The following is a 22979-nucleotide window of genomic DNA, read 5'->3' as shown; positions in this document are numbered from 1 at the left end:
TATTTTTTAAACAAAAGGAGTTTCTATAGTTTCAAACAATATATCCCACATAAATTTAACCTCAGCATCAATATTGTAAGCTTTTATCAAATCATGTATTTGAGTATGGCAGTTATGACAGGGAGCAATAATTATTTTAGCACCTGTATTTTTAATTTGTTCTGCTTTTACTCTTGCATTTTTAACCCTTGCTTTTTTCCAAGGAGGCCCACATGCAATTACTGATCCTCCAGCATTGCAACAGAAATTGTGTCCATCACTAGGATACATTTCTCTGAAATCCTCACACATTTCTTTAACAAGATATCTCAATTTATCTCCAGCACCCTTTCTTCTTACCAAATTGCAAGGTTCATGTACAGTAACAGGCTCTTTGATCTTTCTAACGATCTTTAATCTCCCTGTTTTTACAAGTTCATAATAAAATTCCACAGCATGTAATACCTCAAAAGGTAGGTTTTTATAACCTAAAAGTGGAGGAGCCATTATAAAAGTGCCATAAAGTGCATGTCCGCATTCTGTAGCTACCATCTTTTTAGGTCTTAATTTTTTAGCTTCTTCAAAAATTTCTTTAGCAATTCTTTGCATAGTAATTAAATCCTGGACAAACATACTTGCTTGAGCATAATCATGTAAAGAATAGGACCAATTAACTCCTGCATAAGACATAATTTTAGCCATAACTGCTATATACTGAGGCACTAATTTAGGTTCTGTTCCTAAAGGAATATACAACACATCAACCCCTTCTTTATTAATAGGAATGTAAGCTTCTTTAATCTCTGCACTTAGTTCTTCTTCCATCCATTGAGCAGTATCAATCCAATCTGCTTGAGAAATCCAGAGCTGGGTAAGGGTTGTAGCAAGGCTTTGAGCTGTATCCATTAAAATATAGGGAACTATTCCGAGTAAAAAGCATATCCTTCTGACTTTTCCTATTAAAGCTGCTATATCAATTCCAAAAGGACAATACATACTGCAACGGTGACAAGCATTACATTCAGTAAAAACTATTCTTGCACAAAATTTTATAAACTCAGGATCTACCTTGAAATTTCTCTTTATCATTTCTCCAAGAGTCATCCTAATTTTAGCTACAGGTGCGTAAGTTGGATCCCTATCATTGGATAAATAATGATGACATGCATCTGAACAAAGACCACAATGCATACAAGTCTCTATAGCAGCTTTTATCTTCGCAGAAGAATTTCCTATTACTGATTTTATTACCATTTCTATTTTTTCAGAAGTAAGTCCTTTAATCTTTTCATCTAATCCAGGATCATCTATACGAGTTCTTACATATTCAGGAAAATAAGGACTTACATATTTCTCTTCAGCTATTTCTGATTTATTACCCAAAGTTTTTTCCATTTTTTCCTCCTCCTGCATTTTTTGATAATTAATAAAAATACTTTATTGATATGTCAAATAAAAAATTTCAATAAAATGAACATTAATAATTTAGGATTTTTATATAAGGAGTTTTATATTTGAGATTTATAATTTGATTTTTAAAACATATGAAAAAATTCTTTAATCAATGCCAAGATTATACCTACTATTCCTCCAACTACAGCTCCATTAAGTCTGATATATTGTAAATCATAATCAATTTTTTGCTTTATAAAAATTATAAGTTCCTCATCAGAAAGCTTTTTCAAGCTTGTTCTTACAATTTCTCCTATCTTGGGCTGTAAATCATCTATAACAGGTTCTAAAAAGTCTCTTAAAAAATTATTTATTTCTTCTAATTTTTGAGGCTCTTTTTGAAGAATTGCAAAGCCAGATTTTAAAAAATCAGGGATTTTTCTCAAAACTTTGCTAATAAGATTTTCTAAAGATATTCTTAAATTAGATGATGGATCATTTTTTATTTTAATCATTTCCTCTTTAAGAAGGTTTAAAATCTTCTCACTAATTTTTTCAGCATTTATAAGATTAAATTTTTTCCCCAGATCTATAAAAAATTTTTTAGGCATACTATTTTCTTCAAAGGTTTTATTAATAAATTGTATAAGATAATCTCTTAATTCCTCTTTCTCAAGCTGAGTCTCTAAGTAAGAGATGATAACCTCACATATTTTTGCTTTTATTTCATCTTCATAAAGATTAAGTTTATCCACAACTTTTTCCCCATCACATTTTGAAAACAAATCATTTAATATTAAAACTAAATTGGTCTCTTTTAGTTTTTCTTTCAATGCTTCTTTAGAAAGCCATTCGTTTAAGACAACCTTTACAATACCTTCTTCAAGTTTTTCCCTATTACGCAAAATTATATTGGTATGTCTTCCTATAAGCGGAATAGGTATTTTGCGATAAAGCGCGCTTATAGCAAACCAATCTGCAAAGGCACCTACAGTAGATGCCTCAAAGCCTGTCATTAAAAGTCTAAATAAAAAACCATCTATTCCCCAAAAAATATGAAAAATTTCAAGAGTCAAAAAACCTGAACAGGCAATAATCAAAGAAATATTTCCTATTTGATTTTTTTGGTAATTTTTAAAGTTCTTTTTGGCAAACATTCTAATTTTAGAATTATAAAAAGTTTAATTAAAATTCAAATAGGTTTTAAATTTTTTCTTTAAAAAATCTAAGTAAAAGTTGTTTTTTGAGGTATTTTTCTTATAATAAAATTTCTATAAAAATTAACAACTAAAAGGAGGCTTTATGGAAAAGAAAGTAAGTGAGATCATGAATACAAAATTAGAAACCATTTCATCTGATGCTACAGTTTATGATGCTATAGAGAGATTAATAGATAAAAGAATTCGTTCTCTTTTAGTTTTACCCAAAGACTCAAAAGATGATTATGGAGTAGTTACCGTAAGAAATATAATATTTAAAGTGTTAGCTCAAAAATTAGACCCTGTTAAGATTAAAATAGGAAATATAGCTTCTAAACCTATTATAGCTGTTTCTAAGGATACAAATATAGAAGAGATATTAAATTTGATGTTAAAAAACAATATAGCCAGAGTTTTTGTTAAAAATGAAAATAATGAAATTATAGGTTTGGTCTCTTTTTTTGATATTTTGGCTGAAATTCTAATTGAAAAAGCTAAAAAATAAAATGAGGTAAGAATATGTTAGAAAAATTTTGGGGTAGTGGAAAATTAGAAAAAAAAGTTCTTGAAAAAATTAAAGATTACTTAAACACTCTTTGTTCAGCTACTCAATGTTTAAAGGAAGTTCTTACAAAAGAATATATAGAGGAAACTTATTGTGTAGAAAATCTTGAAAGAGAAGCAGATTATTTAAAAAGAGAAATTATATCTATGATTTATGAAGGAGCTTTTTTACCTTATATTAGACCTAACCTTTGTGCTTTTATAGAAATTACTGAAAAAGCTTTTAATTATCTTAATCTTTGCGCTTTTGATTTTAGATATTTTAAACTTGACATTTATAAAGAAATAAAAGAGGAATGTATAAAGGTAGCTGATATAAATGTTGAAATGTGTCAAATTCTTATAAAGGGATTTGAAGCTTTAACAAAAAAGGATAATCTCAGAGAAAAAAAACTTGCTATTAGAATCTATGAAAAAAAGGTAGATGACATAAAATTGGATATTAGTGAGAAATTAAGAAACTCAGAATTAGCTAAACAGGTTAACTTTTGGGAAGGAAAAACAATTGCAGAGTTTGTAGATTCATTAGTAAGTATAAGCGATATTATTGAAGATGCAAGTGATTATCTTTATATCCTTGATCTAAGTTTAAAATAAAAAATTAGTTCTTATGATAAAACTTGCCATAATTTCAAGCTTTCTTATTGCCTTTGGAATAGGTTCAAATGATGCTTCTAATGCTCTTGGTATTTCTATTGGAGCTGGAATAATAAGATTTAAAAAAGCTGTTTTTCTTTTTGGAATCCTTGTTTTTACTGGTGTCTTATTAAATGGTGATAAAGTAATGAAAACTGTAGGAAAAAACTTAATAGAAGCAAGTCCTTTTATAATTAGTTTAGCTCTTATAATTTCTTCTTTTTTGATTTTATTATCTAATTGGAAAAAATTGCCTCTTTCAACTCATCAAGTAATTATAGGGAGTTTGATTGGCTCCGGATTTGCTTTGAATCATTCTGTGAATTTTGTTTCCTTAGTTAAAATATTTATCTCTTGGATAATATCTCCTTTTATAGCTTGTATATTGGGATTTTTTTTATATATTCTTGCAGAAAAATTGATCTCTAAAATTCCTTTTTTTGAAGTTGAAAAACTTCTAAGGTCTTTTCTTCTTTTAAGTGCTTCTCTTATTTCTTATAACACCGGAGCTAATGAATTAGCCACAGTGCTTGGTCCTATTGTTTATATAAAAATTCCTATAAATATAATACTTCTTTATTTTTTAGCTTCTTTTTTTATCTTCTTAGGTGCAATAACTATGAGTTATAGAGTTATAGAAACCGTAGGAAAAGGGATTATTCCTCTTGATCCTTTCTCTGGTTTTATAGCCCAATTTAGTGCTGGTATTTGTATATTTTTATTTACATTATTTGGTATGCCTGTTTCTACTACTTATTGTATTATAGGTGCACTTAGTGGTGTTGGTATAACCAAAGGATTACAAACTATTAAATTAAATCTTATTAAAAGAATTGCTATAAATTGGCTTCTTACTCTTTTAAGTGCCTTCACAATTTCTTTTCTTTTTACTAAATTGATCTTAATCTTTTAATAATTTTTAATGTTCAGATTTAAATTCTGGATGTTCATAAAGCACAGGCATACGATTAAGAATAAATCTATAAACTAAAATTAACATGGTAATAACACCTGCACTTAAAGCAACCTCTGTCCAGGCTGGATAATATTTCTGAGAAGCAGGTAAATACCATTTATAAGCTAATAAGCACACATTAAAACGATTCAGTAAAATTCCTAACATAACTAAAACAGCACTGATTCTGACCCAAAAAGCTTGTTTATATCTTACAGCATAAGTCAAAATAAGGGCAGGTATAAGGAAAAAGCCAATTACTTCAAATAAATACCAGAAACCATAAAAACCTTTTAAATAATGCCATTTTTCATAATGAGCAAAATCAAGAAGTTTTAAAATTAAATAAATATAAAGCCCATATGCAACAGCCTTTCCTAATCCTATTATTTTAGCATCAAAATCTACAGGATCATAGTCTTTGATTAAGTGTTTATATGCTCTATGAGTAATACTACTTTCAAAAATGACTACAGATATTCCTGCACAAATTGCTGAAAGTAAGAAAAATGGAGGTAATAAAGCTGAATACCAAAGTGGATGTAATTTTGAAGGAACTACCAAGAATAAACCACCAAGTGCAGACTGGTGACCTCCAGCAATTATTACTCCAAAAATAGTAGCCCAAATAGCAAGTTTATTAAAAAATTCCCTTGCTCTTTTTAAATTTAACCATTCACATACTACAGGAGCAAATTCAATTATAGAAATGTTAATATAAAGAAAGAAATGCCAACCAATTAGGAATAGAATAGAACTAAAACCCCAAGACCAACCAATTAAATAAAATACACGATAATACCTACCAAGGTCAAATAAAAGAGCAAATACTGCAAAAATATATCCAACCAAACTTGACAAAATAGCAGGTCTGGCAAAATGATGATAATCTTTTAAACCAAACAAATGAACAGCTGTCCCAATAGTAAGACCTGGAGCTGCTAAAGCAATACCTACTAAAATATCAAAAGCAATCCAAAAACCCCATGGATATTCATCAGAAAGATTGGTAGTAGGGCCAAACCCTGCTACCAATCTATAAATCATCGCATAAATTCCTAAAATCAAAAATATCAAAGCTATTATATTCCAAGGAGTTAAACAATCTCTAATATACTCTCCAAAAGTCTTTCCCATAAGAATTTTTTCTCTAAACCAAGAAGAATTCTTATTTCTTTCCATGGCTTTCTCCTTTCTCTTCATTTGTAGAATTGTGTCCTTTCTTATGTTTAGAAAGTTGATAATAAGCTCCAAAAACTAAAGGCCAAGCTCCTACTATTTCAAACATTTTTACCATAAATAAAAATTGATCACTATATTGACGAATTGGAACTTCTCCTAAATCTGTTCTAAAACCTATTTCTTCAAAAGGAACAGGTGATATATATAACCAGCTTGTACCACCTACTTCCTTTTCTCCATATATATGATTAACATATTTACCAGGATTATTGGCAATTCTTTCTTTAGCTATTTTTATAAGCTCACTCCTTTTACCAAAAGTTAAAGCTCCAGCAGTGCAAGCTTCTACGCAAGCTGGTACCTTTCCCTCTACAATTCTATCGTAACACATAGTGCATTTAGTAACTTCCGGAGTTAAAGGATCATAATACTCATAAGATGGAATATCAAAAGGACAAGCTACCATGCAATAACGACATCCTATACATACATGAGGATTATAAATAACCGGACCTTCTGGTGTCTTTCTAAAAGCTTCTACAAAACAAGCAGCATAACATGCAGGAGTAACACAATGCATACATTGAATTTTAACATATACAGTTTTGCCACTTTTAGTCTTAAATCTATTAACTACAGTAAATTGTCCTGCATGAGGTCTTCTTCTTTTATCAAATACTGAAGGTTCTTGAGATACAGAAGCTTCAAATTCCTCTATAGGTCTATTAGGATTTTTATTCCAATTATTACAAGCCCACTCACATCTTCTACATCCTATACACTTGGATACATCTACTAACACTCCATAAGGTTCCTTGGGAGGTGGTATATGTTTTTTTTTCCTTTCTTCATATATTTCCCAGACTTTTGAATTGGCTTTATTATCAGTAGAATAAATAGAAAGATCTACATCTTTTTTATCCTTTTTATATGCTTGAGAAACTGCAGGAGTACCTGTAAGAAGAGCTCCTGCGAGTATCCCTGTTTTTTTCAAAAAATCTCTTCTATTAAATTTCATATAAATCCCCCCTCTTTAATAAGCTGGTTTATTAAGAAGATAATATATAAAGATAAAAATAAACATTGCTGTAACTGCTACTACATATTCAAAACCATGCCCTGTAAAAAGTTGTTCAATTATATACATATCCCTATCTCCTTATTTATTTTTTTCTTTTTTAGCATGACAATCTGTGCATCTTCTTGTAGGTTTTTTTAATTTCATAGCATCATGACAACCTATACACTGCTGATGATAAGCAGCCATCAATTTAGGCTTTGTAGGATTCAAAGGATCAAACCCTATAGAATGACAATTAATACAAGCAGGTAGTTTATAATTACCTACTTCTGCCTCCTTTTTACTTTGATGATGACAACCTCTACATACAGTTTGTAGATTTCCATGAAAATATCTGCTTAATTTGTCATTATTAGACACTTTTACTAAATCATCTATAATTTTACGATGAGGAAATTTTGCAGGCTTAAAATCTTTTTCAAGAACTTTTATTTCTATATCAGATTTTACCACCTTTGGATCAAGCTTAGCAGTAGAAATTAAAGATGGTAATACCACCTGCTTTTTACCTGTATGACATTTAGCACACATCTCTTTATCAGGGGTCTTGGCAGCAACATCCATAGCAGGTATAAAAATATGACATCCCATACAGTCTTTATTTTGAGCTATCTTCCTATTATGACAACCTACACAACTATAATCAGAAAATATAGAATGATAAGCCTCAGCTAAATTAATATAATCTCCTTTAGGACTGCCTTTAAGAGTATGACAATCTTTACAAGGTTTTAATCGTTCATGATGGCACTCACGACAGGTTTTATGAGCATATTCATGCGCCTTATGATCAAAAGGAACTCCTTTCATTTTAGCATTTTTGACATTTATAAATATAATATCCTTCTGTCCTCTATCAGGACGAGGAATATTTTTGAGATCTTCAATACTTCTATATTTTCCAGTGTGACATTTTACACATTTTATAGGTGGAACTTTTTCTGCCTTAACCTTAGAAAGAGCTATTTCTTTCTTAATCTCAAGATGACAGTTAAGACATCTAATATGAGAAACTTTCTTAATATTATCATTTTCTTTAGAAGTTATTTTTAAGATCTTTGAAAGTTCAGGACCTCTCTTTTTGACAGTTAAATCATGACAATAATAACAAGATTCTTCTGTTCCATTTTGGTATACCAATTTTTTTGTTTTTAAATCATAAGTATGATGGCATAATTTACAAGTTTCTTTTACAGTTTTATTTTTGGTTCTATCTTTAAGTTTCTTTTCATGCTCATCATGAAGTTTAAAATCAAATTCCATAACAGGATATTTAAATTTAGCTATATTAACATTTTCTTTATGACAATCACCACAGGTAACAGGTCCTGTCTTCTTATTCTCTTTCATTCTTTGTTTATGACATCCTATACATTCCTTATGATAAGCATTCATATAACCTTTATAATCTTTTTTACTAATCTCCTTAGGAAAATCAAAAACTAAAAATTCTTTTTTATCTTTTTTATCTCTTTTTACTCTATGACAGGTCTTACAAGTATCCCATTCTTTTTTTCCTTCTTTTTCAATTACTTCTACATGTTTTTGATGATCAAAAATAACCGGTGGTCTTTGTAACACCCCAAATATTTCACTATGAGCTATTGCTATTTTATTTCCAGACTTAACAACTTCTACTTTTTTAGAAGGCGGAATAGGTGCAGTATAAACTTGTTTTATTCCATAAATTATAACAATAAGATACAAAACAGTACCTAATAATAGTAAAAACCATGTCTCTTTTTTCATAATTTTACTCCTTATCCTTCTTCAGGTTTTAACTCTTCTGGAATTACCATAGTGCTTACTAATAACTGATCTAAATACATAGTTTTTACAGGTAATTTCCAATAATTTATTACATCTTTAATTCCAGTATGACAATTATGACAAGGAGTTATTACTATTTTAGCTCCTGTTCTTAAAATTTGTTCAGCTTTTACTCTATTACCTCTTCCTTTATGTGCACTCCAATTAGATAAAGCTGCAAGTCCCCCTCCTGAATTACAACAGAAGTTATGTTCTCTATTAGGATACATATCTCTAAAATCCTCACAAGCTGCTTTTATAACATATCTAAGCTTTTCTGCTGCTCCAGCTCTTCTAATAACATTACAAGGATCTTGCACAGTAACAGGTTCTTTAATTCTTTTAGCTGGATCAATTTTTAGTCTCCCTGTTACTAAAAGTTCATAATAAAATTCTGCTGGTTGCAAAACTTCAAAAGGTAAATTTTTAAATCCTAATAACTGCGCCGCCACATAACTTGTGGCGTACCTTGGATGCCCTCATTCCGTTAAAACTATTCGTTTAACTCGCAATCGTTTAGCATTTTCATAAAGACCTCTTACAATTCTTTCCATAGTAAAATAATCATTAATAAACATGGACATGTTACTACTATCCCAAGTATCCTTAGAAGTCATAGTCCAATCAACACCTGCTACAGCCATTATTTTGGCAAATCTATCAATGTGATCAACACCTGTTTTAGGCTCTGCTCCTAACGGAAACCATAGAATTTCTGCTCCTTCTTTATCTATAGGTATTCTAAGATTTTTTAATTCATAAATACCTTCTTCTTCACGCCAGAAAAGTGTATCTAAATAATCATTTTGCGATAACCATACCTGGTTCAAAAATGTTATATGAGTCTGAGCTTGGTCAAGTTGACGTTGAGGAACTACACCCAAAATAAAACAAATTCTTCTTACCAATCTAATAATTGCAGTAATATCTAAACCAAAAGGACAATACATACTACAACGATGACATATATTACATTCAGTAAAAACCACTCTTGCACAAAATTTTATAAACTCAGGATCTACCTTGAAATTTCTCTTTATCATTTCTCCAAGAGTCATCCTAATTTTAGCTACAGGTGCGTAAGTTGGATCCCTATCATTGGAAATGTACCACTGACATGCATCTGAACAAAGACCACAATGCATACAAGTCTCTATAATTGATTTTAACCTAGCTGTCTGTTTTCCTATTACTCTTTTAATTACTCTTTCTATTTGTTCAGTGGTTAATTGGGAAACCCTCTCATCAAGTCCCATGTCAGGAACTACTTCTCTTACATATTCTGGAAAATAAGGACTAACATATTTCTCTTTTTCTCCCTGTTCCCTTTCCTCTATTATCCTATTCAAATATCTTTCAATAGCAAACTCATTCATATTCAAATCCCCCTTTTTATTTTACCAATCTTTAGTTTTCCACCATGCAAATTGAGAACCCATCCAAGCTCTTGTCAAGAAGAAATAATACATATGAACAAGTCTGGTAAAAGGAATACATATTAACATAATCTCACCAAATATTATATGTAAATTTAACATAGCTCTATAAGAAAGAAGTAATTGATGATGAGCTAAAAATCCTGTAAGAAAAGTAAAAAAACATATACCAATAAAAATATAATCAGATAAAGTAGTGACAAATCTCGCTGTAGGACTAAAAATTCTTCTTAAAAAGAATAAAACAGACCCTACTATTACTACAATACTCATTATATCCGCTAAAGCTTCAGGTAAGGTCCACCAGGAAATTCCCCAAGATTCATATAATAAAAGATTATGACCCAAAAGGAAAATAGGAGTAAATATTAAACATATATGAAAAAGAGATGTTAAAATAGTAAAAAAGGGTCTTAATCTCCAGTTTCTTGAACCGTAAGGTATTAACCAGTGCAAAACAGATTTAATAGTAGCTTTCATACTCAAAAAAGGAAAGATAACTCTTTCTTCTTTACCCAGCTTAATTAGATAAAAGATTTTATATATGCTTCCTAAAATAAAAATAATAAAAGTTAACCATACCATAGGGCCTCTTAAAAAATTATAAAATGCTACACTCTCTAAAAAACCCATATTCTCATCCCTCTCTTAATTTTATATTTCATCAATAGAAAGCACTCTTCTAACATATTTACCGTTTTCTATTCCTCTTATAAGAATTTTAGAACCATCGGGACTAAAAATGGGATCCCATAACCATTCATAAGCTGTTTTACCAATTTTTCCATTCGCCACAATAAAAAATTTACCCTTCTTTTCAGCTCTAAGTGCTACCTTGTCACCCTGAGGTGAAAAAACAGGATCCCAAGCATTTTCAAAAGAATCCGGCCAGACTTTATCATCTACTACTACTAAATATTTATTATTATGTTTAGCGATAGTAGCTACTTTACTACCATCAGGACTAAAAATTGGATTAAAAATCATTTGGTTAAAAATATTTTTCCAGGGCTTACCATCTATAGCTACTGTCCATTTACCAACCTCTGGCACTACTATAGCTGCTAATCTTTTACCATCAGGACTCACCTTAGGAGAATAAACCTGGTGAAAATAAGGCCATATAATAGCTCCATTCTCTGCCAAAGTCCAACCTCGGGGAGTTTCAACAGGTGCTATAACATCTAAAGTTCCTGGGACAAAAATAGGTTCCCAGCATCCACTAAATTCTTTATCCCAAGGAATACCATCTACTGCAATACTATAAGTAGCTGCATCACTTGTCATAACAACTGAAGCTACATGTTGACTATCACTACTAAATGTAGCACCCCAGGTCGTTAAAAAAGAATTATCCCAAGCTTTTCCATCTACAGCTACAGTAAAATTTTTCTGGTAAAACCAGTGTATATTAAGCTCTTCTCTTTGTCTGATCTGAACATGTGAAGCTGTTCTCTTGCCATCTGGACTGATAACTACATCACTTGCTTCAAAAAAAGTGTTTTCCCAAGGAACATCATTTAAACATACTCCACTTGTCATCTCAGCAGTTCTTATATTAACAGCTATACTTTTAGTATCTGGACTTAAAGTAAGATTCCACATCATATCAAAACCGTTTTCCCACATTGTATCCCCAACAAGAACAGTCCATTGAAAGTCAGCATAAACAAGACAGATAGGCTGATTTTCTAAATTAAATCTAAGTGAATACATCCTATCAAACAGGTTCTCTTGTAATTTCCCATTTATACATAAAGTAAATTTACGAGTCTCAGGTTGAACTATAGCAGCAATTTTTTCTCCATCATGAGATGGAGTTAACTCTCTTATATCAATAAACCTCCCCTTCCAACTGTTAATGTCTGCTATAACCTTTTCTTTTGTTCCCCAATCTATTTTCTCTTCCATAAATCCTCCCATTATTTAAACCAGTCCTATTTCAAATTAAAGAATTTTATTTATTTATTTTTAAAAGTCAAAGAACTTTAAGTCCAAATAAAAACTATTTATCTTTATATTATCTTATTTTTTTTAGATTTTTAATTTTTTTTCTTATTTTTTTTATTTTAGATAATTTTATTTTAGATAATATTTGTGAAAAAACAAAAATGTTATAATATTAAAATAATCAACAATTAATTAAATAATATTTGTCAAAAAACAAAAACGTTATAATATTAAAAATAAACAATCTAAATTATAGGAGGATTTTATGCAACTTTTAAAAGATATAGGTATCATTGGTGGTGGTCAGATGGCAGAAGCTATAATAAAAGGACTTCTTGACAAAAATATATTTACCCCAGAAAAAATACTGGTTTCAGAACCCTTTTTAGAAAGAAGACAGTATTTAGATGATTTCTACAAAATATCTCTCACAGATAATAACCCAGAAGTTGTAAATAACAGAAACCTTATTATTTTAGCTATAAAACCTCAAGTAATGAAAGAAGTTCTGGAAGAAATAAAACCTTTTATTACAGAAAATCATCTTATTTTAACCATAGCTGCTGGACTTCCCATAAGTTTTTATGAAAACATTCTCCCTTACAAAACAAGACTAATAAGGATAATGCCAAATAGTTGTGCTTTGGTTCATAAAAGTATAAGTGCTATTGCTAAAGGAACTTTTGCTACTGATGAAGATTTAAAAATAGCTGAAACTCTTTTTTCTACTATAGGAGAAACTGTAATTGTAGATGAGTCTTTAATAGATGCTGTAACAGCTCTTTCAGGAAGTGGGCCTGCTTATGTAGCTCTTTTTATAGAGGCTTTAATTGATGCAGGAGTAAGAGCAGGACTTCCCCGTCCTTTGTCTGAAAAGCTTGCTTTGCAAACTATTATAGGAACAGTGGAATTAATGACTAAAGCAAAAAAAGATCCTTATCAATTAAAATCTATGGTTACCTCCCCAGGAGGAACCACTATATCTGCTTTAAATGAACTTTATGAAAAGGGATTTTCTGGAATTATTATTTCTGCTGTATACAAAGCTTACCTTAGAAGTAAAGAATTAAGCGAATTTTTAAAATAATTCAAAATATTATTACAATAAATTTTCTACTACTATTTTGTGAAAATAGGGCCTAAATCTTCTAATTTTAATATTATTTCTATCTGGATGAACTCTATTAGACAATAAGACTATAATTATTTCTCTCTCAAAATCTACAAAAAAAGAACAACCTGTAAAACCTGTATGTCTTAAAGTATGAGAAGATATTTTATCTTTTAAAAACTCTCTTTCCTCTTCACTGGGAAGCATAAATCCAAGAGTATATTCTAAATTTTTTTCTCTAAAATCTATAAATTTAGAAACTATTTCAGAAGGAAGTTCTTTATCTAAACCTTTGTAAGCAGATACTAAAAATTCCAGAATATCAAGGACTCCATAAATATTACCGAAAAGTCCTGCTACTCCTGAAACTCCTCCAATAGCTCTGGTATTTTCATCTTCTACCAAGCCTCTTAAAATTTTCTTACTCCATGGACATACAGAAGTAGGAACTATTTTCTCCTGATCTATACCTTTTTCAAGAGGCTTAAAACTTAAAAGAGCTTTCTTACTGAAAATTATTATTTTTTTTGCATTTTCAAAAAGGTTTTCAAAATCTGTTTCGTATACCTTTTCTAATAAATAAGTTAATAGAAAATATCCCAGGTCTGAATAAACACTTTTGGTTCCTGGAGTATATTCCAGAGGTAATTCTTCTATCTTTTTTATCAACCTTTCCAATTTATCAAGACTTTTATTTTGCCATAATTCTTCATAAAAAGGATACCAAGCCTTTAAACCAGCGGTGTGATTTAAAAACCTGTAAACAGGAATTTCTGATAAAGGTTTTTTAATAGGTAAATATTCACCTATAGGAGAATATAAATCAATTTTAGGATCCTTTTTCAAAAGATACATAAAAGTGAAAGCTAAAGCTAAAGGCTTGGTAAGAGAAGCAAGATCAAAAATATTATCCTCTTCTACTGGTTCTAAAAAAGGAACTAAAGCTCTATAACCTCCGCCTACAATGTATCTTCTATTTTTATAAGATACTCCTGCTACTGCTCCGGGGAAAATTTCATCCTCTACAGCTTTTTTAATGACTTCAAAAAGCTTGGTAAGCACCTCAGTTGGTTTCCTCTTCTGATTTTGTTTCAGATGGAATTTCAGCTTTCCATTTGTTTTGTTTTTGCAATTTTCTTATTTCTAATTTGTATTTAATGATTTGAGAAAGAGATAAAATCACTCCTGAAAGGAGTCCTAAAATAAAGCTAATAATAATTACTAAAGCTAAGGGTATGTTTTCTAAGGTAGCTCCTGGGAAGAGATGAACTTGAACCCTGGGTTCTACATTAAAAATTACAAAAAAAACTATCAATAAAATTATAACTATCCATAAAATTAATCTAAATATCATTTCTTCTGTTCCTCCTTTTTAGTTATTTCTTCTAAAAGCTCTTTTATTCTATCTAAAGAAACAGTATATTTGGTTCTGCAAAAATGGCAAATTACCTCTACAGGTTTCCCTTCTTTTATAAAATTTTCCAGTTCTTCTCTGCCAAGAGCTATTAGACTATTTTCTACCCTTTCCATATTGCAAGTGCACTTATACTGAAGCTCTCTTTTTTCCAAGATTTCTATTTCTGGAAAAATCATATTTAAAATTTCCTCTGGTGCTTTTCCTTGGGATAAAAGAGTTGTAACAGGTGGTAATTTTTTTAACTTTTCTTCCAGCTCTTCTATTTCTTCTTCGGTTGCATCTGGCATTTTTTGAATTAAATACCCTCCTGCTGCTAAAATGCTTCCATCTGTATTTACCAAAACACCCAAAGCCACAGCTGAGGGTATTTGTTCTGAGACAGTAAGATAATAGGCTAAATCTTCTGCTATTTCTCCAGAAACAAGCTTGGTAGAACTTTGATAAACCTCTTTTAGTCCGAGATCTTTTGTTACTGAAATATAACCATCTTTGCCTACAGCCTTTCCTACAGGTAACTTTTTATCTCTAATTTCTATATACACATCAGGATGTTGAACTGTTCCTCTTAAATTTCCCTGATAATCTCCTTCTGCCAAGATCTCTCCTAAAGGACCTTTTCCGTTTATTTGAATAAAGATTTTACCGATTTTTAAATCTGCGGAAAGAAGAGCTGCACCTGCTAAAGCTCTTCCAAGGGCAGCTGAAGCCACAGGACTTAATCCCTGCAATTTTCTAACAGTTTCTACCACATCTCTACATTCCACAGCAAAGGCTCTAAAACTTTTTTTAACAGGTAAAGCTCTGATTACATAAGCCATTTTTTAATCCTCTTTTTATATTTCAAAAGTCTTCAGTTCCTCTATAATCTTTATAACATTTCTTGGGTCTATAAGATTTGCAGTTCCTATTTGAAAGGCTCTTGCTCCGCAAAAAAGGTATTCTAAGGCATCTTTTCCTGAGATTATACCACCGCATCCAATTATAGAAATATCAATCCTTTGAGAAAGTTCATAAACCAGTCTTAAAGTTAAAGGTTTTATAGCAGGACCTGAAAGCCCACCTTTTATAATTTTTAAAGGCTTTAAATTGATTACTCCTAAAGCAGGATAGGTATTTGCAACTACTATAGCATCTACATCTTGTTTTTGACAAATCTCAGCTATTTCAAAAACTGCTCCTACTGGAGAAAGTTTAACAGCAAAAAAATTGTCCCAAGATTTTCTTACTTCCTTTACCAAATCTTCTACAGCTTTTGGATCTGAAGAAAAAGAAATACCACCTTTTTTAACATTTGGGCAGGAAATGTTGAGCTCTATTCCTTCTATCTCTTCTTCTTTTAATGCTTCTACCAGCTCTAAAAATTCTTCTATTTTTTCTCCGTGCAAATTGACAACTATAGGAATATTATAGATTTTCAACATAGGTAAATATTTGGCTTTAAATTCCTTTATACCGGGATTTTCAAGACCTATAGAATTTATAAGACCGCAGGGCGTTTCACAAAGTCTGGGAGGAGGATTTCCCTCTCTTGGATTTACAGAAATCCCCTTAGTAACGAAAGCTCCTATATAAGTTTCAACTTCTTCCTTAGTAAAGAATTTATCAATATTATCTCCCAGTCCCCAAGTTCCTGAAGCAAGCATCAAAGGTGTTTTTAATTTTAAGCCATTTAAATTAACTGATAGTCTCAAGATCTATCTCCTCTGCCAAAAAAGTAGGTCCATCCACACACAGATGTATATAGCCGCCTTTTTTCAAAGGAATTACACAGCCTCTGCAAAATCCTATTCCACAAGCTAAAAAAGTTTCCATAACTAGATAGGTTCTTACTTTATATTTTTTCCCAATTTCAGCTATTTTTTTTAGCATAGGCAGAGGTCCACAAGCTAAAATATCTTTATGTTCTTTTTTTAATTCCTCTTCTATCAAGTCTGTAATAAAACCTTTGTAACCTGCTGATCCATCATCTGTAGCTATTTCCAAAGGAATTTTAAATTCACTCAAAAATTCCAGTCGAACAAGTTCTGATTTGCTTCTTGCTCCGTAAAAGATTGCATCAGGTGGCTTAAATCTATTCTTAGAATTTGCACATTGCAAAAGATATCCAAAGCCAGCTATTCCTATTCCTCCAGCACAGATAACATAATTCTGAAGCACAGGAAAAGGCTTTCCAAGAGGTGCCAAAAATTCTACTTCTTCACCTTCTTTTAACTTACTCAAAGCCTTTGTTCCTTTTCCTTTTATCTGATAAAGAATATAAAAATTGTTCTCTTCTACAGCATGAACAGTAAAAGGTCTTGGAATCAGAGGATCTAATCTATAATTAATTTTTATTTTTATAAACTGACCAGGCTGAAAGTTTTTTATAATTTCTTTTGAGGTTTCTATACCAAGCAAGTATATATTTTCAGATTCTCTTTTATGAATTGAAACCTTCCCAAAATGCATTAAATTATATCCCTTAAGAAAGTTAAAGATTCATAACTTTGAAATTCCTCTCTCAATTCTCTTAAGAGATCTCTAAAGGTTATTTTCTCTTCAACAGGGGTTCTATATAATGTTCCCACCCATTTTCTCAGATCTTTTTCTTCAGGTAAAATAGGAAGCTCATCCACCTCTAAGTTATTTAAAAGGTAATCTGGGACCTCTTCAGCTTCTCCTTTTTTATAATAATGTAAAAACTTCAAAAGATCAAAAATATTTCCATAAACTCCGCCAATATCTATATTTTCCGCAAGTTGCATAGCTATAGTACTTATTTGAAAAAGAAAAGGTGGAAGTTCTGCCATACCCTGACTGCATGGAACAATTGAAGCCATAAGTCTACACATAAGAGGGCGTCTTTCGTAAATTTTACAAAGACCTTTTTCATCTAAAAACGGGCAGGGTTTTAAATCTTTTAACAGTTCTTCTTGAGGTGGCTCTGTACCATGCATATAACAAAGAATAGTTTGATTATTGGTAATCTTAGGACGTGGATAATTGCTTATTTTTTCCAAAATTTTTATCTCTTCTTCTGAAAGAATATCCAAAATATAATAAGCTTCTATTGATGTAGCATAAACTTTCTGAGTGCAACACAAATTACATCCTGGCTTGCAAACCAAAGGATATTCTTTATAAGTTTTATCTATATAATCATAAAGTGTTTTTAGAAGTTTTACTTTCTCGGGTATAGCAAAATCTAAAACTGTATTAATTTTTCTCCTCCTTAAAAATTTTATTCTTTAGAAAATTTAATTTTTTTTAGAAGCTCGTCAAGGCTATTTTTTTATAAAATTTTTGAATAATCTTATAAAAAACATATAGGTTTCTCTTGGGCCTAAAATTTTACATATACCTATAAAAACCAGTGCTCCTAAAAACAATGAACAACCCAGAAACAGTATTACATTATCAATAAAAATATCTAAAATCTTTAAAACACTTATTAAACAAAAAGAAGCTACAAATAGAGTTAAAAAACTTTTTATCATAAATTTAAAATCAGGAGCTTTTAGTTTTAAAAAGGCTACTATTAACAGAAAAAAAGATTGAAAAACCAAAGACAAGCTTGTTCCAAGTGCTACTCCTTTTATGCCCAAGGTTTTTATAGTAAGCAAAATTGTAATCACATTGGTAATTACAGCGATTACACTTCCAAAAGCAGGAATTATAGTTCTACCCAAGGAATAAAATAAAGGCACAGCAGTTTTAGAAAGTCCATAGAATGGAAGCCCAATAGCTAAAATTTGCAAAATACCAGCAGTTTGTAAGGTATCATAAGCAGTAAAATTTCCTCTTTCAAAAAGCACAGTAATAATAGGGTGAGATAAAACATATAGTCCTATAGCAGAAGGTATGGATAAACTTAAGGAAACTATTAAAGACCTATAAAAGGTGTCCTTTGCTAAAACTAACTCTTTCCTGGCAATTTGTTTGGAGAGCTCTGGTAAAAGTGCCTGAGAAAGACCTATTCCAAAAAGTCCTAAGGGAACATACATTATTCTAAAGGCATAGGAATACCATGAGATCGCTCCCTCTCCGCAGGAAGTGGCAAAAAAAGTATTGATGAAAATATTGATTTGAACAACTGACAGGCCAAAAATGACAGGGAAAATAAGTCTTAAAATCTCTTTAAAATAGGGATCTTTAAAATTTGGAGAAAAAGAAAAAGAAAATCCCTTTTTTTTAACTAAAGGATACTGAAAATAAAATTGTAAAAAACCACCTGAAATAACACCTATTGCCATAGCATAAATTGGTTCTATACCTAATCTAACAAAAAGAAAATACCCTATTACCCCAACTAAAATAGAAGTAAAATTAAATAGGCCTGAAGAAAGAGCAGGTAAAAAGAAAATCCTAAAAGAATTTAACATACCTGCAAGAATAGAGGAAAGACTTATAAATAAAAGAAAAGGCATCATTATTTGGGTGAGCCTTACAGTAAGCACAAATTTGTCAAGATCCTTTTTAAAGTCAGGGGCAATAAGAGAAACAATTTGATTGGAAAAGATTATCCCCAAAGATACCACTATAAAAAGGATTATTAAAAAATTAGAAATAAGAGTTTGAGCTATTCTAAAGCTTTTGGATGTTCCTTCTTTTTCTAAGCTTGAGCTAAAAACTTTTACAAAAGCCGATCCCAGGGCTCCTTCTGCAAAAAGATCTCTTAAAAGATTAGGAATACGATAAGCTACCACATAAGCATCCATGCTTTTACCAGCACCAAAAAAATATGCCAAGATCTGTTCTCTTACTAAGCCAAGAATGCGACTTATAAAAACAGCTATGGTTACTGAGCTTGCAGATTTAGTGATACTTTCTATTTTTTTCATTTTTTTCTCTTGCTAAAAATTTATTGGGTTTTATTATATTAAAACAATTTTTAAATTTTTAAAACAAAAGTCGGAGGTGATACTATATATGCCTGTCAGCACTATAGAAGAAGCTTTAGAAGATATAAAACAAGGTAAAATGATTATAGTGATAGATGATGAGGATAGAGAAAATGAGGGTGATCTTATTTTAGCTGCTGAGAAGGTTACACCTGAAGCTATAAATTTTATGGCAAAGTATGGAAGAGGTTTAATTTGCTTAGCTATTACACAGGAAATAGCTGATAGATTGCAATTAAATTTGCAACCAAGAAGAGGTATGGATCCTTTTGGGACAGCTTTTACTGTTTCTATAGATGCCAGACATGGTATAACTACAGGGATTTCTGCTCATGATAGAGCCTATACTATAAAATTGGTAATAGATGATAACAGTAAACCAGAGGATATTATTACTCCAGGGCATGTTTTTCCAATTATTGCAAGAAAAGGAGGGGTGCTGGTTAGAGCTGGACATACTGAGGCATCGGTTGATCTTGCCAGACTTGCTGGGCTTAAACCAGCTGGTGTAATATGCGAGATTATGAAAGATGACGGAACCATGGCAAGACTTCCAGATCTCGAAAAATTTGCAGAAAAACATGGTCTAAAAATAATCACTATTAGAGATCTTATTGCTTATCGTATCAAAAATGAATCTCTGGTTAAAAGAGAAGTTGAAACACTTCTTCCTACCAAATACGGAATTTTTAGACTCATTGCATACAGCAATTTTATAGATAACGCTACTCATATAGCTCTTGTAATGGGGGAAATAGATGATAACCCTGTTTTGGTGAGAGTTCATTCTGAATGTCTTACAGGAGATGTTTTTGGATCTTTAAGATGTGATTGCGGTCCTCAACTTCATAAGGCTATGGAATTAATAGGTAAAGAAGGAAAGGGAGTTCTTCTTTATTTAAGACAAGAAGGAAGAGGTATAGGACTTTTAAATAAATTAAAAGCCTATAAATTGCAGGATCAAGGCAAGGATACTGTAGAAGCTAATATTGCTCTTGGTTTTAAACCTGACCTGAGAGATTATGGGATTGGTGCTCAAATATTAAGGGACCTTGGAGTAAAACAGATGCGTCTGATGACTAATAATCCCAGAAAAATAGTAGGACTTGAAGGATATGGTATGAAAATAATTGAAAGAGTTCCTCTTGAAATTCCACCAAGACCAGAAAATTATAAATATTTGAAAACTAAAAAAGAAAAATTGGGACATCTGATTTCTTGTTTAAAATAAATTTTAAATGATTAAAAGTTTTAAAATCTCTTCTTTTATTCCTGTTTTAAGAGCAATAGGGGCTGTTTTTGGTGATATTGGCACCAGTCCTTTATATACCTTAGCTATAATAATTTTATTAACAAAACCATCTCCTCAGGAATTAATCGGAGTTTCTTCACTTATAATATGGACTCTCTTACTTCTTGTGACGGTTCAATATGCCTGGCTTGCTATGAATTTAAGTTTAAGAGGAGAAGGCGGAACAGTTGTTTTAGGAGAAATAGCTAATTCACTTACTCATAATATAAAATTTCGCAAAATTTATAGAATATTGGTTTTTATAGGATTGAGTTTTTTATTAGGTGATGGAGTAATTACTCCAGCAATTACCATATTAAGCTCTGTAGAAGGCTTAAAATTGATCCCTGCTTTTAAAGGCTTTGCTCAATTTGAAATAATTATGATTGCTATAATTATAACTTTGTTTCTTTTTTCTATACAAAAAAGAGGAACTGGGAAAATAGGTGAGTACTTTGGACCTATAATGTTTTTATGGTTTCTGAGCATAGGGTTAATAGGAATGCATTATATTTTGAAAAATCCTCATGTTTTAAAAGCTTTTAATCCCTGGTATGCTATAGAATTCATCTTGCACCATCCTTTTAGAGGTTTAATAGCTCTTTCTGAAGTATTGTTAGCAGCTACAGGAGGAGAGGCTTTATATGCAGATATGGGGCATTTAGGAAGAGACGCTATAAGAAAGGCTTGGATTTTTGTTTTTTTTTGCTTTGGTATGTAATTATCTTGGCCAGACCTCTTATGTTTTGTCCTATCCTCTGAGTAACCATGCTTCCCCTTTCTTTTTATCTGCAAAGGAGCTTCTTGGGAACACTTTATATATACCTTTTTTAATTCTGGTGATTTCAGCAGGTATTATAGCTTCACAGGCTTTAATAAGCGGTGTATTTTCTATAGTTTTTCAAGCTATTAACGTTCGCATTTTTCCCATGCTCTATATAAAGCACACCTCTACTAACATAAGCACTCAGATTTATATTCCTTCAGCTAATTGGGGTCTAATGATAGGTGTAATTTTTATGTATTTAATTTTTGAAAAATCTGGACATATGGCAGCCGCTTATGGGTTCTCTGTAAACATAGTAATGATTATTACTGCTTTATTCTTAGCTATTATTTATTTCCATAAAAAACAATATTTCCATACTCTTATTTCTATTTTGCTTATTTTTATAGATACAATTTTTTGGATATCAAATTTTTATAAAATCCCTCACGGAGCTTATTGGTCTTTAATTTTTGCAAGTATTCCTTTATCAACTATATTAATATACACTTCAGGACAAAAACAATTATATAAAACTTTAAAATTCATGCCTTTTGAAGTTTTTATAACAAAATTCTGTGAAATTTATAAGAGTTATCCCAAAATAAAAGGAACTGCTATTTTTCTTATTCGTGATATTAGCAAAGTAACACCCTATATTGTGAAAACTTTATTTGACCATGGTATAATTTATGAAACAAATGTCTTTCTTTCTTTGGTACAAAAAGAAGAACCTTTTGGAATAGAAACTTCTTTAAAGGATGATCTTTGCACAGGATTGAAACATGCAGAGATAAAATATGGATACATGGAGGTTTTAGATATAGAAAAAGAGTTAAAAAGAATAAATATAGAAAACAGAATAATTTTTTATGGAGTAGAAAGTATAAAATCAAAAAAGACTCTCTGGAATATTTTTGCTTTTATGAAAAAAGCTTTTCCAAGTTTTGTAGAGTTTTATAATTTTCCTCCTGAAAAAATTCATGGAGTAATAACAAGAGTAGAAATTTAGATTTAGTATATCCCAAAATTCCCTGATAAAATAGGTTGGAAGGGCACCAAACCTGGGGTATAAATTATTATATAGCCAAATAACACCTTTCACCCAGGAGGTGCCCCTATGAATATTATACCACCAAAACCTGAAATTGACTTCACTGATGAACTTCTTACCTCAAAAGGTGGCATTACTTTTCTCGCTCGTTTCGCTTCATATCTCGGTCTCCCCAAACTCCTCGATCAAAACATAAAGCTCAAACAACGCAATAGAGGTCCTTCTGATTCTCACTATCTCCTCTCTCTTATCTACTCTATAGCCCTCGGTGAAGGAA

23 protein-coding genes and 1 pseudogene are annotated in these 22979 nt (G+C 31.0%); 8 read left to right on the top strand and 16 right to left on the bottom strand.

The window, feature by feature from the left end:
* Nucleotides 1-6: 6 nt before the first annotated feature.
* Nucleotides 7-1374 carry a (Fe-S)-binding protein gene (locus tag CC87_RS00110; protein ID WP_051920346.1) on the bottom strand — a complete coding sequence of 456 codons (1368 nt, stop codon included), beginning with the start codon at nt 1372-1374 and terminating at the stop codon, nt 7-9.
* 140 nt (nt 1375-1514) lie between these two features.
* The gene (locus CC87_RS00105) at nt 1515-2528 is read right to left on the bottom strand and encodes a DUF445 family protein (RefSeq protein ID WP_038054836.1); all 1014 of its coding nucleotides are present in this window, start codon (nt 2526-2528) and stop codon (nt 1515-1517) included.
* Nucleotides 2529-2673: 145 nt separating this feature from the next.
* Here CC87_RS00105 and CC87_RS00100 point away from each other — a divergent pair, with 145 nt between their 5' ends.
* From CC87_RS00100 to CC87_RS00090, 3 genes are read left to right on the top strand one after another with little or no spacing between them, the layout of a single operon-like run.
* The gene (locus CC87_RS00100) at nt 2674-3075 is read left to right on the top strand and encodes a CBS domain-containing protein (RefSeq protein ID WP_038054834.1); all 402 of its coding nucleotides are present in this window, start codon (nt 2674-2676) and stop codon (nt 3073-3075) included.
* A gap of 14 nt (nt 3076-3089) precedes the next feature.
* Nucleotides 3090-3731 carry a TIGR00153 family protein gene (locus tag CC87_RS00095; protein ID WP_038054832.1) on the top strand — a complete coding sequence of 214 codons (642 nt, stop codon included), beginning with the start codon at nt 3090-3092 and terminating at the stop codon, nt 3729-3731.
* A 13-nt stretch (nt 3732-3744) separates the two neighbouring features.
* Complete coding sequence (locus tag CC87_RS00090) at nt 3745-4683, top strand: inorganic phosphate transporter (protein WP_038054830.1); 939 nt, start codon at nt 3745-3747, stop codon at nt 4681-4683.
* A 6-nt stretch (nt 4684-4689) separates the two neighbouring features.
* On the opposite strand, the gene nrfD is transcribed toward CC87_RS00090, so the two are convergent.
* The 7 genes from nrfD to tmcD form a co-directional block, all read right to left on the bottom strand.
* On the bottom strand, nt 4690-5907 hold the full coding sequence (gene nrfD, locus CC87_RS00085; protein WP_051920345.1) for an NrfD/PsrC family molybdoenzyme membrane anchor subunit: 1218 nt from the start codon (nt 5905-5907) through the stop codon (nt 4690-4692).
* Nucleotides 5894-6925 (bottom strand): 4Fe-4S dicluster domain-containing protein, encoded by a 1032-nt coding sequence (locus CC87_RS00080; RefSeq protein WP_038054828.1) that lies wholly within the window; start codon nt 6923-6925, stop codon nt 5894-5896. Before CC87_RS00080 ends, nrfD begins: the two co-directional genes overlap by 14 nt.
* 141 nt (nt 6926-7066) lie before the next feature.
* Nucleotides 7067-8737 carry a sulfate respiration complex hexadecaheme cytochrome HmcA gene (gene hmcA, locus CC87_RS00075; RefSeq protein ID WP_038054826.1) on the bottom strand — a complete coding sequence of 557 codons (1671 nt, stop codon included), beginning with the start codon at nt 8735-8737 and terminating at the stop codon, nt 7067-7069.
* Nucleotides 8738-8748: 11 nt separating this feature from the next.
* On the bottom strand, nt 8749-9249 hold the full coding sequence (locus tag CC87_RS08960) for a heterodisulfide reductase-related iron-sulfur binding cluster (protein ID WP_051920344.1): 501 nt from the start codon (nt 9247-9249) through the stop codon (nt 8749-8751).
* 27 nt (nt 9250-9276) lie between these two features.
* Nucleotides 9277-10173, bottom strand: coding sequence for a 4Fe-4S dicluster domain-containing protein (locus CC87_RS08955; RefSeq protein ID WP_051920343.1), 897 nt, complete (start codon nt 10171-10173; stop codon nt 9277-9279).
* Nucleotides 10174-10194: 21 nt separating this feature from the next.
* The gene (gene tmcC / locus CC87_RS00065) at nt 10195-10866 is read right to left on the bottom strand and encodes a TmcC family electron transfer complex membrane anchor subunit (RefSeq protein ID WP_038054824.1); all 672 of its coding nucleotides are present in this window, start codon (nt 10864-10866) and stop codon (nt 10195-10197) included.
* 21 nt (nt 10867-10887) lie between these two features.
* Nucleotides 10888-12144, bottom strand: coding sequence for an electron transfer complex subunit TmcD (tmcD, locus tag CC87_RS00060; protein ID WP_038054822.1), 1257 nt, complete (start codon nt 12142-12144; stop codon nt 10888-10890).
* A 304-nt stretch (nt 12145-12448) separates the two neighbouring features.
* Between tmcD and proC the strand changes: the two genes are divergently transcribed.
* The gene (gene proC / locus CC87_RS00055) at nt 12449-13270 is read left to right on the top strand and encodes a pyrroline-5-carboxylate reductase (RefSeq protein WP_038054820.1); all 822 of its coding nucleotides are present in this window, start codon (nt 12449-12451) and stop codon (nt 13268-13270) included.
* Nucleotides 13271-13282: 12 nt separating this feature from the next.
* On the opposite strand, the gene CC87_RS00050 is transcribed toward proC, so the two are convergent.
* The 7 genes from CC87_RS00050 to murJ all read right to left on the bottom strand — a co-directional run bounded on the left by CC87_RS00050 (nt 13283) and on the right by murJ (nt 19531).
* Nucleotides 13283-14356 carry a serine hydrolase domain-containing protein gene (locus tag CC87_RS00050; RefSeq protein WP_038054818.1) on the bottom strand — a complete coding sequence of 358 codons (1074 nt, stop codon included), beginning with the start codon at nt 14354-14356 and terminating at the stop codon, nt 13283-13285.
* 1 nt (nt 14357) lies between these two features.
* Nucleotides 14358-14648, bottom strand: coding sequence for a LapA family protein (locus CC87_RS00045; protein ID WP_038054816.1), 291 nt, complete (start codon nt 14646-14648; stop codon nt 14358-14360).
* Nucleotides 14645-15529 (bottom strand): Hsp33 family molecular chaperone HslO, encoded by an 885-nt coding sequence (gene hslO, locus CC87_RS00040; RefSeq protein ID WP_038054814.1) that lies wholly within the window; start codon nt 15527-15529, stop codon nt 14645-14647. The genes CC87_RS00045 and hslO overlap by 4 nt, the downstream gene beginning before the upstream one ends.
* 15 nt (nt 15530-15544) lie before the next feature.
* Nucleotides 15545-16402, bottom strand: coding sequence for a dihydroorotate dehydrogenase (locus CC87_RS00035; protein WP_038054913.1), 858 nt, complete (start codon nt 16400-16402; stop codon nt 15545-15547).
* On the bottom strand, nt 16386-17159 hold the full coding sequence (locus CC87_RS00030; RefSeq protein WP_038054812.1) for an iron-sulfur cluster-binding protein: 774 nt from the start codon (nt 17157-17159) through the stop codon (nt 16386-16388). The genes CC87_RS00035 and CC87_RS00030 overlap by 17 nt, the downstream gene beginning before the upstream one ends.
* Nucleotides 17159-17818 (bottom strand): YkgJ family cysteine cluster protein, encoded by a 660-nt coding sequence (locus tag CC87_RS00025; RefSeq protein WP_169740250.1) that lies wholly within the window; start codon nt 17816-17818, stop codon nt 17159-17161. The genes CC87_RS00030 and CC87_RS00025 overlap by 1 nt, the downstream gene beginning before the upstream one ends.
* 156 nt (nt 17819-17974) lie before the next feature.
* Nucleotides 17975-19531: a murein biosynthesis integral membrane protein MurJ gene (gene murJ / locus CC87_RS00020; RefSeq protein WP_051920342.1), complete on the bottom strand. Its 1557-nt coding sequence runs from the start codon at nt 19529-19531 to the stop codon at nt 17975-17977.
* Nucleotides 19532-19619: 88 nt separating this feature from the next.
* On the opposite strand from murJ, the gene CC87_RS00015 reads away from it, so the two are divergent.
* The 4 genes and pseudogenes from CC87_RS00015 to CC87_RS00005 form a co-directional block, all read left to right on the top strand.
* Nucleotides 19620-20822 (top strand): bifunctional 3,4-dihydroxy-2-butanone-4-phosphate synthase/GTP cyclohydrolase II, encoded by a 1203-nt coding sequence (locus tag CC87_RS00015; RefSeq protein WP_038054807.1) that lies wholly within the window; start codon nt 19620-19622, stop codon nt 20820-20822.
* Nucleotides 20823-20829: 7 nt separating this feature from the next.
* Nucleotides 20830-22135 (top strand): annotated as a pseudogene (locus CC87_RS09390) (KUP/HAK/KT family potassium transporter); the annotation flags it as partial.
* A gap of 60 nt (nt 22136-22195) precedes the next feature.
* A complete protein-coding gene (locus tag CC87_RS09385) occupies nt 22196-22660 on the top strand; it encodes a KUP/HAK/KT family potassium transporter (protein WP_425427659.1) in 465 nt (154 codons plus the stop codon).
* Nucleotides 22661-22768: 108 nt separating this feature from the next.
* Nucleotides 22769-22979: hypothetical protein (locus tag CC87_RS00005; RefSeq protein WP_038054805.1), on the top strand; the 211-nt coding region annotated here is incomplete at its 3' end.

It is taken from the genome of Thermodesulfobacterium hydrogeniphilum, assembly GCF_000746255.1.
GTDB classification, from domain to species: domain Bacteria; phylum Desulfobacterota; class Thermodesulfobacteria; order Thermodesulfobacteriales; family Thermodesulfobacteriaceae; genus Thermodesulfobacterium; species Thermodesulfobacterium hydrogeniphilum.
This window is presented reverse-complemented; position numbering and strand designations above follow the sequence as displayed.

Excerpts from the sequence above, each read along its gene's own strand:
- CC87_RS00110 (WP_051920346.1), bottom strand. The coding sequence starts at position 1,374 with ATGGAAAAAACTTTGGGTAATAAATCAGAAATAGCTGAAGAGAAATAT.
- CC87_RS00105 (WP_038054836.1), bottom strand. The coding sequence starts at position 2,528 with ATGTTTGCCAAAAAGAACTTTAAAAATTACCAAAAAAATCAAATAGGA.
- CC87_RS00100 (WP_038054834.1), top strand. The coding sequence starts at position 2,674 with ATGGAAAAGAAAGTAAGTGAGATCATGAATACAAAATTAGAAACCATT.
- CC87_RS00095 (WP_038054832.1), top strand. The coding sequence starts at position 3,090 with ATGTTAGAAAAATTTTGGGGTAGTGGAAAATTAGAAAAAAAAGTTCTT.
- CC87_RS00090 (WP_038054830.1), top strand. The coding sequence starts at position 3,745 with ATGATAAAACTTGCCATAATTTCAAGCTTTCTTATTGCCTTTGGAATA.
- nrfD (WP_051920345.1), bottom strand. The coding sequence starts at position 5,907 with ATGGAAAGAAATAAGAATTCTTCTTGGTTTAGAGAAAAAATTCTTATG.
- CC87_RS00080 (WP_038054828.1), bottom strand. The coding sequence starts at position 6,925 with ATGAAATTTAATAGAAGAGATTTTTTGAAAAAAACAGGGATACTCGCA.
- hmcA (WP_038054826.1), bottom strand. The coding sequence starts at position 8,737 with ATGAAAAAAGAGACATGGTTTTTACTATTATTAGGTACTGTTTTGTAT.
- CC87_RS08955 (WP_051920343.1), bottom strand. The coding sequence starts at position 10,173 with ATGAATGAGTTTGCTATTGAAAGATATTTGAATAGGATAATAGAGGAA.
- tmcC (WP_038054824.1), bottom strand. The coding sequence starts at position 10,866 with ATGGGTTTTTTAGAGAGTGTAGCATTTTATAATTTTTTAAGAGGCCCT.
- tmcD (WP_038054822.1), bottom strand. The coding sequence starts at position 12,144 with ATGGAAGAGAAAATAGATTGGGGAACAAAAGAAAAGGTTATAGCAGAC.
- proC (WP_038054820.1), top strand. The coding sequence starts at position 12,449 with ATGCAACTTTTAAAAGATATAGGTATCATTGGTGGTGGTCAGATGGCA.
- CC87_RS00045 (WP_038054816.1), bottom strand. The coding sequence starts at position 14,648 with ATGATATTTAGATTAATTTTATGGATAGTTATAATTTTATTGATAGTT.
- hslO (WP_038054814.1), bottom strand. The coding sequence starts at position 15,529 with ATGGCTTATGTAATCAGAGCTTTACCTGTTAAAAAAAGTTTTAGAGCC.
- CC87_RS00030 (WP_038054812.1), bottom strand. The coding sequence starts at position 17,159 with ATGCATTTTGGGAAGGTTTCAATTCATAAAAGAGAATCTGAAAATATA.
- murJ (WP_051920342.1), bottom strand. The coding sequence starts at position 19,531 with ATGAAAAAAATAGAAAGTATCACTAAATCTGCAAGCTCAGTAACCATA.
- CC87_RS00015 (WP_038054807.1), top strand. The coding sequence starts at position 19,620 with ATGCCTGTCAGCACTATAGAAGAAGCTTTAGAAGATATAAAACAAGGT.
- CC87_RS09385 (WP_425427659.1), top strand. The coding sequence starts at position 22,196 with ATGCCTTTTGAAGTTTTTATAACAAAATTCTGTGAAATTTATAAGAGT.